We start from the raw sequence: 14889 nt of genomic DNA on the forward strand, positions 1-14889 counted from the left end.
GAGAGAAAGAAACGATGACCATTGCATATCAAATTGGAAACAAATTATATCTAAATGTCACAAATCGCTGTACCAATGATTGTGATTTTTGCATTCGCCGTGGAAAAACCGGTATTGAAGGTCATAATCTCTGGTTAGAAAAAGAACCTCAATATGAAGAAGTAATTAAAGCAATTGGTGATCCTACTCCTTATGAAGAGATTGTTTTTGTAGGGTTTGGTGAACCATTATATAGAATTGATCTGGTTAAAGAAGTAGCTCGCTGGATTAAAGCGCATGGTGTGCCTGTCCGGGTGGATACCAATGGTCAGGCAAATTTAATCCATGGACGCAATGTAGTACCTGAACTTAAAGGTCTTTTGGATACCATTTCCATCAGTTTAAATGCCACTTCTGCCAAAGAATATGACAGGCTCTGTCATTCTGTTTATGGTGAGGATGCTTATGATGCTATGTTGAATTTTGCTAAAGAAGCAAAAAAATATATTCCCCGGGTTATATTATCAGTTGTGGACTATGGCGGAGTTGATTTAGAAAAAGCCCGTAAGATAGCAGAAGAAATGGGGGTTGAATTTCGAGTTAGAGAATATATTGAGTGACATAGAAATTTTTCGTTAAACCATCTTAGTGAGATTTCAGTCGAAATAAGGCCTTATATGAAGATTGATGAGCTAATCAAGTTACTGAAATCGAACATTAGATGGTTCGAAAAATTTCTTCATGAAGCGAAAAATTAGCTTTTTGCAGTAAAATCATATTAGAAAAATTTTTTAAAGGAGGAGTTAACAAATGAAAATTTTTATTGATACTGCGAATATTGATGAGATTCGCGATATTTATCAGTTAGGAATTTTGGATGGTGTAACTACCAATCCATCTTTAATCGCCAAAGAATCAGGCCGGGATTTTAAAGAGATTATTACTGAGATTAGTGAACTGGTTCCCGGGCCAATCAGTGCTGAAGTAATTAGCCTGGATACTGAAGGAATGGTTAGGGAAGCAGAAGAATTGGCTGCTATCAATGACAATATCGTAATTAAGATTCCAATGACAAAAGAAGGTCTTGCTGCTACCAGTATTCTGGCCTCTAAAGGGATCAAAACTAATGTTACTCTTATCTTCTCTGCAAATCAGGCACTTTTAGCTGCTAATGCAGGTGCTACCTATGTAAGTCCATTTATTGGCCGTCTGGATGATATCGGGATGGACGGAATGGAATTGATCCGCCAGATTGTTCAGATTTTTGATAATTACGGAATCGAATCTGAGATTATAGCTGCCAGTATCCGGCATCCTCAACATGTATTGATGGCTGCATTGGCCGGTGCTGATATTGCGACCATTCCTTATCAGGTCTTACTTAAGATGATTAAACATCCAATGACCGATAAAGGGATCGAAAAATTCCTGGCTGATTGGGAGAAAACAAAATAGTCCCCTCATATGGGGATTATTTTTTCAGTGTGCCTAATAAATTTTATTTGATGAATAACACCCGCTATTTTTAATGGCGGGTGTTATTTTATTAGAAGAACAAAATTTTTTATTAAAAATAGGAAGGATTTTTTTTGCTAAACGTAGAATAAAAGTTATGCTAAAAAGTGGAGTATTTCTTATTTTATTATGGAGGAATTAATAGATGAAGCGGCTTGTTGCAGTAGTTATTACTTTATTTTTTTTAACGGGCTGTTTTCCATTAAATAAATCTCCTAATTTAGAATTACATGAGATGCATATTTATGGAAAAGTAACTGATTCTGTTTTCCATCATCCTCTTTCTGATGTTTTAATCACCTGTCAGGGACAGAAGATGGTTACAGACCGGGATGGTTTATATAGTTTTGATATTAAGACATTTTTGAATAGTGAAATAGAGTTAACCTTTTCTAAAGACGGTTATGAAAAAGTTGTTCAAAGAGTCAGATATGAGAAGGAATTGGAGTTAAATGTTCAGCTTGGTCTTAAAGTTGTTATAGGAGAGATTACAGGTAATGTATATCTCACCGATTTTCCAATTATAGAAAATACATCACTAACTTTTCCTGAGCCTCCAGATCAAAAAACAGCTGTTATAAATTTTTTTGATTATTCGAGACATTTTATATCCCACACTGAATATACTATTGACGAATATATTGTTATGGTTAAACCAGGAAAAGAAGAAGAGGTTTCTAAAATATTGCAAAGAAAAAATCTTAATTTCCGGTATATAGCAGAACTTGATATGTATGTTGTTGAGGGAGCAAAAGAAGAGGATTTAAAAAAGTGGCTCGGTTTTTTGGTTGAGGCAATTGAGCCGAATATAAGGGATATTCACTTATTAGCTATACCTACAGACCCCGACTATTTCCGTCAATGGCATTTTCCACTGGTTCACTTTCCTGATGCCTGGGATCAGACCAGGGGAGATAGCAGTATTGTAGTAGCTGTAATTGATAGTGGGGTGGCTTTAGATCATCCAGATCTGGTTCATGCTTTAGTTCCGGGTTGGGATTTTGTTGATAATGATGATTATCCCATGGATTTATATGGACATGGTACAATGGTCGCAGGAATTATAGCTGCCGGTATGGATAATGGGGTAGGTGGTGTAGGTGCTGCTCCTGAAGTTAAGATTATGCCTATACGGGCCTTTGATGAGAATGGTGTTTCAAAACTCGATTGGATTATACAGGCTATTGAATATGCTGTTGAACAGGGTGTGGATATTATCAATATGAGTTTTGGTTATTCTCCTACTTCTGTCATAGATTCAAAATTGCTTTACCAGGAAGTAAAAAAAGCTGTAGATGCAGGAATTATTATGGTTGCAGCTGCTGGAAATGATAGTAGAGCAGTAAATTATCCAGCAGCATATGAGGGAGTTATTGCTGTAGGCGCTGTAGATTATTTTGGTCAGAAAACTGGTTATTCAAGCTATGGACCTCAGTTGGATTTGATGGCTCCTGGTGGAACGAGGGATTATGGAGTATATTCTACAGCTTTAGTGGATGGAAGTTATAGTTATGGAACATCTTTTGCTGCTCCTCATGTATCCGGGTTAGCAGCTTTACTTCTTTCCAGTGGATTATCACCAGATGAAGTGTATCAGCGGCTGATTAATACTGCAACTGATTTACATCTGGCAGGAAAAGATGATATGACAGGTTATGGTTTGATCAATGCTTATGCAGCCTTGAATTATAAAACAGTGTCAGGAATTAAAGTTTTTTTAGGTGAGTTAGTAAACCAGATGGTTGAATTAAAAAGTTATATTACATATACAGATGGGGAAGGTAATTATGAGATTAACCAGATTCAGCCAGGGGATTGGCATATTATGGGCTGGTTAGATTCAAATGATAATGGTTTGATTGATGAAGGGGATTATTTTGGTTTAGGACCTATAATTTCTTTTCAAAAAAACAGTCAAAACTATTATCCAACCTTTAAAGCAGTAAATTTTGCAATTTGTCTTATTTCAGATTTTGAAACTTTAAAATTAAGGGAATGAATTTAGGAAAGGGGTGAAGGGGGTAAAAGCTTGTTTGATTTTTAAAAAACATTAAATTAAAGGAGGAGAGAGAATGAAGAAGATTTATCTGTCACTATTTATTGTGACTACCTTACTTATTCTTTTTACTGTAACAGCTTTTGCTGTTCCTCCAAAACCTGGTGTACATGAACCTGTTGATGAAAAAGGGATCCCTTACTATCTGTATTTGGATCAACCACGGGATATTAGTAAACTGTTGGCTGAACAAGGCGGTTGGTATGGTGTTGCTAAAGTTCTGGTTATTATGATGGAATTTGCAAATATGACCTTCCCTGAGGATAAAGATCAGGCATATTGGGAAGAGATGCTGGCTGGAGAAAACAATCCTTATAGTATGGTTAAATATTATGAACATATTTCCTATGGCCATTTCTCTTTGGAAATTGGATTTAGTCCTGTAGTCAAGGTAAGTAAAGATATTGAGTACTATGGTGAGGATGAAGGAACAAACCATAACCCAAGAATTAAAGAAGCAATTGATGAAGCTCTTGATATTCTGGCTGAACAGAATTTTGATTTTTCACCATATGATGCAGATAATGATGGAAATTTAGACCATGTTATTTTCATCCAGGCAGGCCCTGGTCAGGAAGGAGGAGCCCCAAGCTGGGCAATCTGGTCACATCGTTCAAGTCATAGATATGCGATTCCAGGTACAAACTATTCTCTGGATGGTTATACAATCCAGCCTGTTGATGGTAATGTAGGGGTATTCTGTCATGAGTTTGGCCATGATTTAGGTCTGCCAGATTTATATGATAGGGACTATTCTTCCAGTGGTGTTGGTAGATGGGCATTAATGGCAGGTGGTTCATGGAATGGTACACCTTCTGGAACAATGCCAGCTGAAATGATTGCCTTTCATAGAATGCAATTGGGATGGCTTACACCAACTGTTGTTACCACTGATATGACAGGAGTAGAAATTCCAAACTTAGAGGATAATCCATTTGCTCTGAAAGTATGGACTGAAGGAAAAGCGTTGAATGAATATTTCCTTATTGAGAATCGTCAACCAGTAGGGTTTGATGAAGCTTTACCTGGGGATGGTTTATTAATCTGGCATATAAATGAAGCTAACTCCACTATCCAAAATGACCGGGAATTTAATTATCTGGCGGCTATTGAACAGGCTGATGGAAGATATGACCTGGAATTCAATGTAAATAGAGGTGATGCTGGAGATCCATATCCAGGTAGTACCAATAATCGGGAGTTTAGTGTTAATACTGAACCTAACTCCAGAAGTCTTGACGGAATTGATACATTTGTAGCTGTGAAAAATATCAGTGACTCAGCTATGGTAATGACTGTAGATGTTCAAGTAACTCCTGCCCGGATAACTGATGTTCCTGAAATTGTAGAACCGATAAGTGTTCTAGATACTAATATCGTTGATTTTGAATGGAAACCAGTTACAGGCGCTACAACTTATGTGTTTGAATTAGCTGCTGATAAAGATTTTACAAATATTATTTATTCTGGTGAATTATATATTAACAATTTGATTCTTTCTTTAGATTTTGATACAACTTACTATTGGCGTGTAAAGGCTAAGAATAATAATGGTGAAGGTCCGTGGAGCAGTGTGGCAAGTTTTACTACTCCCGATAAGGCCAACATTCTGGTTCTTATTGATGACGGTGGAGGATTTGGTATTGAACCATATTATACTTCTACTTTAAAAGACCTTGGTGTTCACTATAATGTAGTAGATCTCTGGGATGCATATTATGTAGATGTGTTAGACAAAGTATTGAGTCAGGATATATTAGATTATGATATTGTCATCTATGCAGGCGACTGGGGTTTACTGTATGATTCAGTTGTTCAGGATTATCTGATTACAGCAATGGATAATGGAGTTAACTTATTTATTACTGCTCAGGATACTGGTTGGGCTGCAGGTGCTGGTATTATTAACCAGGCTTTTTATGAAGGTAAACTTCACAGTAAATTTGTTCAGGATAATATTGGATTATGGACATTGGAGGGTGCTCCAGGTACTGTATTTGCAGGGATGACCATTACCATTGCTGGAGGGAGTGGAGCTAATAACCAGGATTATCCAGATGAAATTGACCCAATTTATCCGGCAATTCCGCTCTTTACTTACACTGAAGGAAGTCAAAGTCAGGAAATTATAAAATCTTCCAGTTCCAGATTTATTAATGAAATTCTTCCATTAAAAGAGTCTGAAATTGGTCTTATGGAAGCTTTAAGCTCTGGTACAGGCGCTGTATTCTATGATTCCAGTCAAGACCCCAATTATAATGGAACTGCTCACTTTAGAGTTGTAAACTTTGCTTTTGGTTTTGAAGCTATTAGCACTGCAGAAGACCGGGCTACTGTTATGCGAAAAGTACTGAATCTGTTACTGGGTGAAGATAATGCTGCTCCAGTTGTAAGTTTACAGAGTGGTCCTGAGTTTACTGTTGAAAATGGCCTGAATGCTGTATATAGCTTAGATGAACCAGCAACTATTACTGTTGAAGTATATACTGCTGATAATGCTCCACAGGTATTAAATGGAATGAAACTTTTGGCTGATGCTGCTCCAGTAGCTACTATAGTGAGCAATGTAGGTTATCCTGCAGGTAATATAACTATAAACTGGGATGGTATTGATGATAAAGGTAATATGATTCCAGGTGGAAGTTATGTATTGGCTATCCAGGCTACAGATATTGCTGGTAATGCTACTGGTGCCATTGTTAATGAATTTACTGTTACAGGTACTGCGGATATTTTGACAGTTAATCTGGACCAGAGCGTACTTACACCAAATGATGATAATGTTAATGATACTTTGACTATTTCCGGTACTCTTACTGAAAATGCTACAGTAACTGTAGATGTAATTGATATGATTTCCGGGGAAGTTGTAAGTACTATCTATAATCAAAATATTTCTGCCGGTGAGTTTAGTTATACATGGGATGGTACTATAGGAGAAGATAAAATTAACGATGGTAAATATAAAGTAAGTGTTACTGCTAATGGTCAATCAGGTATGGATTGCTATGAGACTGAATTGTTAATAGATGCTTTTACTCCTGAATTCCTGGTGTTATATGCAAGTTCATTTATTGCTCCGGCATCTAATGAGGATTGGACTGTAAATATATCAGGTAATACTGATGTAGCAAAGATTGTTATTCAAGCTTCTGAGCCTGTAAACCTGACTATTGATATTTATCAGGAAAATGATGGTAAAGAACAGATTTATGATACAATTAGCTCAACTATTGGTACTTCCTGTGTTGTAGCTAGTTGGGATGCAAAAGATTCTGAGGGTAATTTTGTAGAAGATGGGTTGTATAAAATCCGTATAACTCTTGAGGATTTTGCTGGAAATAAGATTGTAAATGATAATTTATCAATTGAAGTAGATAGTACTCCAGTTGCCTTGATTAATCCTACTGTAACTCCAAGTACTATTATTCGTGATGCTACTGATACTGATACTGTAACTCTTCGCTTCAGGACAGAAGAAGATATTGAGACTGCATATCTTACTGTTAGATATTATATTCCAGAATGGCATTGGTATACTGGTTTGCTCGAGACTCTGGAAGGCGATTCTGAACCAATGGCAGCAGGCGATCATGAACTTACTTTCCAATGGAAAGATGGAGAAGAAATTCTTCCAGTTGGAGATTATTGCTTCAGATTGAGATTGTATGATGAGCATACAACTAATAAAATCTATCTGTTCCCATTCCAGATAGTTGAATATGAGACTGTTACATCTAAAGGCGGTGACTATGCTGTTGATTATGTAACAATTAGTATACCTGAGGAAGCAGTAGCTGCTGACACTAAAATAGCATTCTATCGGAATATTGAAATCTGGGGTATGGATTACGATAATGTAGCAGGTGCGTATAGTAATTATCTGATCCCAACCAAAGGTAGTATTATCATTGATAGTAAAGATCCTGATCTGAAATTCGCAAAGCCTGTAACTTTAACATTTACTTATGATGATACCATGTTAGATACTAATTTTGATGGTGTGGTTGATGAAAATCTTGCCGATAATCCAAATTTAATAATCTACAAGTGGGATGGAATAAACTGGATTCCACTGGATACCACTGTAAACAAGGAAGCTCAAACTCTCACTGCTAAAATTACAGAACCAGGTAGCTATGCTGTAATGGCCAATGTAGAAATAAATGATAATTTCGAAGTTGGTCGTGAAAAGGTTAAGGTTGGTTTCAGTAATAATCCATTCTCACCTAATGGTGATGGCTTTAAGGATACTACTGCCTTTAAATTCCTCTTGCCATTTACTGCAAAAGTTACAGTTAAGATTTATGACCACAATGGTAATCTGGCAACTACCTTAATTGACGGTGTTACTTATGGTTCTGGAATTAACTGGGTTGAATGGGATGGCAGCAATGATGCTAAACAAATCTTGCCAAGTGGTATGTATATTTATAAATATACTATCGAGCACAGCGATGGTACTATTGAAGGTAAAGGTGTTATTGGTATTTTGAAGTAATCTATAAGGGGGGATTAAATCCCCCCTACTAAACCCTGTTTAGGAGGTGAATTTGGTTTGATTTGGGCGTAAGCCTGAATCTACCAGAGGGAATATGAGAGGAAAATTAAAAATTTTTGGTTTGATTTTGACGATTTTATTGATGCTTGCTGGCCCGGTTTTTGCAGAGGTTACAGATTATCAAGTGGGTGCAAGACCAATTGGTATGGGTGGTGCTTTTGTTGGTCTGGCTGATGATGCAAATGCTGCTTATTGGAACCCCGCTGGGTTAATTTTGATTGATGGTTTATCATTGACTTCTATGCATGCTAATATGTTTGGTATGACTGATTTGACCTTAAATTATTATGCTATAGGTTACCCAGTAAATGGCCTGGGTTTTGGATTAAATCTGATTGAGGAAAGGGGCCAACTTTATGAATATGATTTAGGCACCAATGAATATGTAATTAGACGTGCAGGAATATCCTTGGCTCATAGTTTCTTCAATAATTTATCAGTGGGTGCTACAGTTAATCAGTACAATTTTACTACTAATATAGATAGAAAAAATGGTATGGCCTTTGACCTCGGACTCTTATATAGCGGGGATAAATATAGTTTTGGTGCGGTTGCCAGAAATATTTATTCTAACGTTCCTGGTGATGAACTGGATGCTATGTATCAGTTAGGTGTTAGCTGGAATCCTGGTTTTCTCCCATTAACTTTAGCAGCAGACTTGAGTATTAAAAAAGATATTAGTGACTTGAATAAAATAGTTGTTGGTTATCATTTAGGAATGGAATACACCTTAATGGAGAAGATTCAACTTAGAAGCGGTTACAACAATGGGAACTTATCTGGCGGTTTTGGTCTCAACTATAATGGTTTTCAGTTTGATTATGCATATACCATGCATGAACTTGGTCCTACACATCGGATTTCCGGAGGCTTTAATTTTTAATTGAACCAGAGAATAGGAGGAAAGGTTTCTTTCTTCCTATTCTTTTATTTAATACAGATTTAAGTAGGTGAACAGGTATGAAGTACATTGAGAAAATCAAAACAATAGTTATTTTTTTAAGTATTTTATTTTTTGGGATCTTATCATCATCTGTTTTTGCTGAAGAGATAATAGTTCGTCAGAAAAATCAGTCTTTTTTACAATGTATTCCTTCAGTAATTTCACCTGATGGTGATCAGGTTAATGATTATACAACAATTTCTATATTTTTAGAAAGTAAAGAATGTGTTACATTGATAATAGAAGATTTTGAGGGAAAAGTTGTGTTAAAGATATTGGAAATGCAATGGTTGGCCTCAGGAAGGCATCAATATATCTGGGGAGGAAAAGACCATGAGGGCAAGTTGGTACCTGAGGGAAAATATTATGTGAAATTGATTTTTCCATATCAGAATTCATTGACCTATATTAAAGAAATAAAGATCAAACCTCAACAGAATTTTAAAGTTAATATTAATAAGACTTTTTATTATAGGTATGTTTGGGTTAATGGTAATGAGCAGTCTTTTCAGGAAAGGAATAGAGGTTTGAAGCCGGGTAGTAGTCACGATCAATCTTTGCAGGTAGAACTTGAAGGTACTTTTTTAAATCATTTTTATATTTACGGAAGTTTTGATGATCAACTTTCAGATATTCAGGTAAAAAAAGATTTTACTTTTGGATATAAGAGTAAATGGGTGGACTTATATTTAGGTAATTATACTTTAAAGCCTTTTAAAAATCATTTATTTTCCTATTCTCAAAAACTCTGGGGAGTAAGAGGTGAGAAAAAAGGTCATTATACCCTTTTTTATGGTCAGACTGAAGGGATTCAGGTGACAGAAAAATTTGCTGGAAAAGGAGTTGCAGAAAGTTATCTTTTGGGACATAAAAATATTGTGTTTGAAAGTGAGAAAATTTATCTAGATGATACTCTTTTAATAAGAGATCAGGATTATCAGATTGATTATTATACAGGTGAGATTATCTTTACAGAGATAATTTCATCCACTTCACAAATTAAAGTAACCTATGAGTATTATCCAGGCATAGGAGAACAAATAACTCCCCGAAGATTTCTCCTTACTGAATATCATGATAAGTTCAATTCTTTTGGACTGGATTCTTATATAATTTTCTGGCATGATGTAGAAGTAGAAACTAAGGTACAAACGGAAAAAAAACCGACCTTTCAAAAACAAGTGATGTTTCTTAATAAAATAAATTATGAACCGATAAAGAATTTGGAAATCGAACAGGAAATTGGTTTTCATTTTCATGATACTGGAGAATCTGAATTAATCAGGGGAGTTGCTACTCAGACCAATTTTTCCTATCAGACTGCAAAGCGACAGGCAGAATTGGATTTAAAATGGGAAAGTAATCAATTTTATTTTGTTGAAAAGTCATCAGATGAGGGTAGTGAAAAAGAGATTAATATAAGATATAGAGAGTTGTTACCTATGGGAATAAAGTTGGAAACAGGGGCAAATCATAAATTTGTTAAAGAAGAATGGCAAAATTTTTATCGGTTAAAGGGGGCGTTAAAAAGAGAGCCAGGGCTTAAATATGATATAGAGTTAACGTTTCGCACCAGTAATGATGAGTTGACAATGAATCATCATCTAGCCCATCAATTTTCAAAGTTTTATGTGGATATTAAGACTAAAAACCAATGGTTTTATAAAGAACACCAGATGCAATATGATTCATTTTCCTTAACCAATCGATTTCGCTATATTCCATTTAAAAAATTGGATTTGACATTGACTATTCATAATTATCAAAGCCAGAAAGAAAAATCTGAAGAAAGATATGCCTTAAAATGGATTTATAAACCCCTGCAAGATTTGACCCTTGATGGAGAAGGTCAATGGATGGAGTCTTATATTCAGAACCATCGAAAACAATATTTAGGAACTATGAATATTCAATATAAGTTTCCTTTGGATATTAATTCCCAACTTAAGTTAAAGGGGAAACATCAGGAGGAAAAGGATAAGCTGTCTTCTAATATAATAGTTTCTCAGGAATTGGAAACCATTCTTCGATTGGAGAAAAAGCCATACGGTGTACAAATTGGTTATATGTATTCTCTGGATAAGATGCAAAACGAGAGCAAAAAGGTAAGAGGGAGTTTGACTTTACCTGAATATAGGGGAGTTTCTTTAACCCCTTCTATTGAGTATTCTATGCCAGAGCAAAAGTTATCATTAATGTGTTATAGTTCGTATCTGTTTTTAGATCGATATCAGGCCGTTTTTAATTATTCTCGCTCTTGGAACAAAGAGATTTATGAAGATATTGTCACTGTAGGGGTTGATTTTAAATTCGAAAAATATTTTCAGATCAATTTAAACCATGATCTTTTTCATTTAAGTAATAAGGCTAACCCGGAAGAAAATTATTGGGGAGGCGTATTAAAAATTGGTGCATCTGCGGTATTTTAAAGCTGACTACATTAAAAACAATACTGCAAAAAGCTAATTTTTCATTCTAAAAGAAATTTTTCGAACCATCTAAAGTTCGATTTCAGGGTAATTTATGAGTTTTCGAGCTATGGATTGGTTTCAAATACTGTGATGAGGCCTATTTCTCCTTCAATCTTGTTAAGATGGTTATACGAAAAATTTCTATGGCATTTAAAATTAGCTTTTTGCAGTTTAATCATTCTATAAGAAAATTCGGATGAGTATGGGATAGGGAGATATAATAACTATCTTTATTTATAGTAGTTACTTTTCTTCTTTTTTATTCATTGTCTGATATTTTTCCCGGGCAATCCTTTCTGATGCTTTAATCATTCCATCCAATGCAAAACGTCCTGTACTCCCATATTCGGCAGCGGGAGAGCCTGTAAGAACCTGGTCAGAAATAGCACCAATCAGGCCAGCACTTTCCATTTTGATCTTTTCAGACCCCAGATTATCACCTGCATTTCTTAAAGGGGTAGTAATGGTATTTAAAGAAGTCACCTCGGGAGTTTCTTCATCGGGAAAGGATAAGCGTTCTTCTACTTTTTTTTTGAGTTTATCACGGTCAGTCATAGATGCTGTCGTCTATAAAAACGACTTTTTCGCCTCCTTTTTTAGGATTAGTTTATCCCACCAGATAAAAATCCATACTGTTGAAAAGAGAGGTATTCTGTGCTATAATTAAATTGTTCCATTTATTGGTTGTTTTATAATATTTACTGGAATGCACATACTAAATAGAAGATGATCAGGAGATGAGGTAAAAAAGATGGAAAAAGTCATTAGTACTCCGGGGAAAACCCGAGAAATATTGCAAAAGTTTAATCTTCAACCGAATAAAGCATTAGGGCAAAATTTTTTAATTGATAACAATATCCTAAATAAGATTATTAAAGCCGGTGAGGTGACCAAAAAAGATCATGTAATTGAAATTGGGCCAGGGATTGGATCATTAACTCAGCGGTTGGCAGAAATGGCAGGGAAAGTGACGGTGATAGAAAAGGACCGGCGATTGATCCCTGTATTAAAAGAGATTTTACATATGTATGATAATATAAATTATATTGAAGATGATGTGTTGAAGGTGGATTGGAGTAAAATAATTGGCCCTGGTGAAAAGATTAAGGTGATAGCCAACTTACCTTATTATATTACAACTCCCATCATTATGGGACTTCTGGAAAATTGTCTGCCAGTGGATATTATGGTTTTTATGGTCCAGAAAGAGGTAGCAGAGCGGATGGTAGCAGAACCGGGAGGAAAAGACTATGGAGCTCTCTCTATTGCTGTTCAGTTTTATTCAAAAGCAGAAATTGTGGCTATTGTACCACCTACTGTCTTTATTCCCCGCCCAAAAGTAAATTCAGCAATTATAAAGTTGACCAGATTAGAAAAGCCGGCAGTGGATGTTTTGAGTGAAGAAATATTTTTTAAAGTAGTTAAAGCTTCTTTTCAGCAAAGAAGAAAGACATTGGGTAATTCTCTTTCTAGATCTTCTGAATTGCCCCTATCGAAGGTGGAAATTAAGGAAGCATTAAAAGTAGCCGGAATAGACCCGAGCTTGAGAGGTGAAAAATTGAGGATAGAAGATTTTGGCCGCTTAAGTGACGAAATTTATCAACGAATACAACAGAAGTAGGTGATTTTTATGTATTTTATTAGCCCTACCAGGGGCAAATTGAGTTTAGATGAAACCTATAGAAATATAGTTGAGTTTGTAAATGAAGCTCCCGATTTAGAACATCGGTTGATTGTTGGCAGTGACTCTCAGACCCGGGAAGAAGATGTCTGTTTTGTTACGGCTGTGATTATATATCGGGAAGGTAAGGGCGGAAAGTTTTTTTATCGGAAAGAATATGAAAAGATCAATCAGAGTATTAGACAGAGGTTATTTTATGAGACTTCCAAAAGCCTGGAACTGGCAAGCGAACTGACCCGACGTCTTTCAAAAGATGATAGTTTTCGGGGAAAGCTTAGTATTGAAATTCATTTAGATGTGGGTAGGCAGGGTGAGACCAGGGAATTGATTAAAGAAGTGGTAGGTATGGTAGTTGGAAGCGGATATGATGCCCGCATTAAACCAGACTCATATGGGGCTTCAAAGGTGGCTGATAAATATACTAAATGATAGGGATTAATCACCTCCGACAGTTTTTGGCATAAGATAATGTGAGGGATTTTTAAAGCTGTCAGGGGGTGGAGGAATGACCAGAAAAATTAAAATCGGTGATCTGGTAACCAGACTATCCTATGGAGGAGATATAGTTTTCCGGGTTGTTGGGATTGATGAAGAATCAGGGATTGTTTTTTTAAGAGGAGAACATTTGCGGTTAATGGCTGATGCTCCTTTAAATGACCTGGAAGTCTGTGATGATGAAGCAGAGATTGACAAAAAAAGCCGTTGGTTTCGACAGAATCGATTTCGGCAGCTAATTCAAAAAGGTTATCTCAGGCGGAAAGGTTTATCGGGAAAAATGGGTGAATACGGTCAGATACGGGGAACGGTTCTACATTTGGATGGAGACGAAAGGTATTTAAAAGCCTGTCTCGATAAATATAATGAATTAAAAATTATAGCAAATGGGTATCATATACCTGAAGAAGAGCAGCCAGTTCGAGTTCAAAAACTTTTGCGTAAGTACCGTCCAGATGTACTTATAATTACTGGTCATGATGGAATGAAACGGTCGGGCGGTAATGATTTAAGTAATTATTATAATTCACGTTATTTTGTTGAGAGTGTTTCAAAAGCCAGAGAACTGGAGTCTGATAAAGATTCATTGATTATCTTTGCTGGGGCCTGCCAATCGTATTATGAAGCTTTAATTGAAGCAGGTGCTAATTTTGCCAGTTCCCCAGAAAGAATTAATATACATACATTAGATCCGGTAAAAGTTGCGGAAGTGATAGTACAAACTTCAATAAAAAAGGTTGTATCTATAAATAGAGTGATTAAACATTCTATCTCAGGGATCCAGGGGATCGGAGGAATTGAATCAAGGGGAAAAATGCGTCTCAGTTTACCAAAAATTCTTAAAAATTAATCTTAACAACTTTAAGGAAGTCCATTGAAAGGTGGTTTAGTATGGCAAAAAATGTTCTTGAAGAAATTAAGAAGGATTTAGATTCTTATGTTGGTGAGCGAGTTACTCTTAAAGCAAATCGAGGTCGTCGGAAAATTTTACAAAAAGAAGGGATTTTAGAACAAACGTATCCTAATATTTTTATAATTAAAGTAGATGAGGATAGGGGTCCTCGCCGGATTTCGTATAGTTATGCAGATATATTAACCGAGACTGTGGAGATTAAAATTAAAAATAAAAACACTAAAATTGGAAGTATTAGCGTTTAAGTGATGAACCCGGAGTTTTATTCTCCGGGT

At 35.8% G+C, this 14889-nt stretch carries 11 protein-coding genes; 10 read left to right on the forward strand and 1 reads right to left on the reverse strand.

Annotation, left to right across the window (positions count from 1 at the left end; genetic code table 11):
- The first annotated feature begins 14 nt into the window (after positions 1–14).
- The 6 genes from BBF96_RS14360 (at position 15) to BBF96_RS14385 (ending at position 11483) form a co-directional block, all read left to right on the forward strand.
- A complete protein-coding gene (locus tag BBF96_RS14360; RefSeq protein WP_127017790.1) occupies positions 15–599 on the forward strand; it encodes a TatD family nuclease-associated radical SAM protein in 585 nt (194 codons plus the stop codon).
- Between the two features lie 190 nt (positions 600–789).
- Complete coding sequence (gene fsa, locus BBF96_RS14365; RefSeq protein ID WP_127017791.1) at positions 790–1434, forward strand: fructose-6-phosphate aldolase; 645 nt, start codon at positions 790–792, stop codon at positions 1432–1434.
- A gap of 205 nt (positions 1435–1639) precedes the next feature.
- The gene (locus tag BBF96_RS14370) at positions 1640–3493 is read left to right on the forward strand and encodes a S8 family serine peptidase (protein WP_127017792.1); all 1854 of its coding nucleotides are present in this window, start codon (positions 1640–1642) and stop codon (positions 3491–3493) included.
- Between the two features lie 73 nt (positions 3494–3566).
- The gene (locus tag BBF96_RS14375; protein WP_127017793.1) at positions 3567–8051 is read left to right on the forward strand and encodes a M6 family metalloprotease domain-containing protein; all 4485 of its coding nucleotides are present in this window, start codon (positions 3567–3569) and stop codon (positions 8049–8051) included.
- A 94-nt stretch (positions 8052–8145) separates the two neighbouring features.
- Positions 8146–8994 carry a PorV/PorQ family protein gene (locus BBF96_RS14380; RefSeq protein WP_127017794.1) on the forward strand — a complete coding sequence of 283 codons (849 nt, stop codon included), beginning with the start codon at positions 8146–8148 and terminating at the stop codon, positions 8992–8994.
- A gap of 77 nt (positions 8995–9071) precedes the next feature.
- On the forward strand, positions 9072–11483 hold the full coding sequence (locus BBF96_RS14385) for a FlgD immunoglobulin-like domain containing protein (protein ID WP_127017795.1): 2412 nt from the start codon (positions 9072–9074) through the stop codon (positions 11481–11483).
- 285 nt (positions 11484–11768) lie between these two features.
- Here BBF96_RS14385 and BBF96_RS14390 read toward each other — a convergent pair whose 3' ends face one another.
- On the reverse strand, positions 11769–12080 hold the full coding sequence (locus BBF96_RS14390; protein ID WP_127017796.1) for a hypothetical protein: 312 nt from the start codon (positions 12078–12080) through the stop codon (positions 11769–11771).
- 196 nt (positions 12081–12276) lie between these two features.
- Between BBF96_RS14390 and rsmA the strand changes: the two genes are divergently transcribed.
- The 4 genes from rsmA (at position 12277) to BBF96_RS14410 (ending at position 14859) form a co-directional block, all read left to right on the forward strand.
- Complete coding sequence (gene rsmA, locus BBF96_RS14395; protein ID WP_127017797.1) at positions 12277–13146, forward strand: 16S rRNA (adenine(1518)-N(6)/adenine(1519)-N(6))-dimethyltransferase RsmA; 870 nt, start codon at positions 12277–12279, stop codon at positions 13144–13146.
- A 9-nt stretch (positions 13147–13155) separates the two neighbouring features.
- Complete coding sequence (locus BBF96_RS14400) at positions 13156–13635, forward strand: ribonuclease H-like YkuK family protein (RefSeq protein ID WP_127017798.1); 480 nt, start codon at positions 13156–13158, stop codon at positions 13633–13635.
- A gap of 76 nt (positions 13636–13711) precedes the next feature.
- Complete coding sequence (gene yabG, locus BBF96_RS14405) at positions 13712–14551, forward strand: sporulation peptidase YabG (protein ID WP_127017799.1); 840 nt, start codon at positions 13712–13714, stop codon at positions 14549–14551.
- 41 nt (positions 14552–14592) lie between these two features.
- Complete coding sequence (locus tag BBF96_RS14410; protein ID WP_127017800.1) at positions 14593–14859, forward strand: Veg family protein; 267 nt, start codon at positions 14593–14595, stop codon at positions 14857–14859.
- The last annotated feature ends 30 nt before the right edge of the window (positions 14860–14889 follow it).

The organism is Anoxybacter fermentans (assembly GCF_003991135.1).
Lineage (GTDB): Bacteria > Bacillota > Halanaerobiia > DY22613 > DY22613 > Anoxybacter > Anoxybacter fermentans.

Coding starts and splice junctions, on each gene's coding strand:
- BBF96_RS14360 (WP_127017790.1), top strand. CDS start 15: ATGACCATTGCATATCAAATTGGAAACAAATTATATCTAAATGTCACA.
- fsa (WP_127017791.1), top strand. CDS start 790: ATGAAAATTTTTATTGATACTGCGAATATTGATGAGATTCGCGATATT.
- BBF96_RS14370 (WP_127017792.1), top strand. CDS start 1,640: ATGAAGCGGCTTGTTGCAGTAGTTATTACTTTATTTTTTTTAACGGGC.
- BBF96_RS14375 (WP_127017793.1), top strand. CDS start 3,567: ATGAAGAAGATTTATCTGTCACTATTTATTGTGACTACCTTACTTATT.
- BBF96_RS14380 (WP_127017794.1), top strand. CDS start 8,146: ATGAGAGGAAAATTAAAAATTTTTGGTTTGATTTTGACGATTTTATTG.
- BBF96_RS14385 (WP_127017795.1), top strand. CDS start 9,072: ATGAAGTACATTGAGAAAATCAAAACAATAGTTATTTTTTTAAGTATT.
- BBF96_RS14390 (WP_127017796.1), bottom strand. CDS start 12,080: ATGACTGACCGTGATAAACTCAAAAAAAAAGTAGAAGAACGCTTATCC.
- rsmA (WP_127017797.1), top strand. CDS start 12,277: ATGGAAAAAGTCATTAGTACTCCGGGGAAAACCCGAGAAATATTGCAA.
- BBF96_RS14400 (WP_127017798.1), top strand. CDS start 13,156: ATGTATTTTATTAGCCCTACCAGGGGCAAATTGAGTTTAGATGAAACC.
- yabG (WP_127017799.1), top strand. CDS start 13,712: ATGACCAGAAAAATTAAAATCGGTGATCTGGTAACCAGACTATCCTAT.
- BBF96_RS14410 (WP_127017800.1), top strand. CDS start 14,593: ATGGCAAAAAATGTTCTTGAAGAAATTAAGAAGGATTTAGATTCTTAT.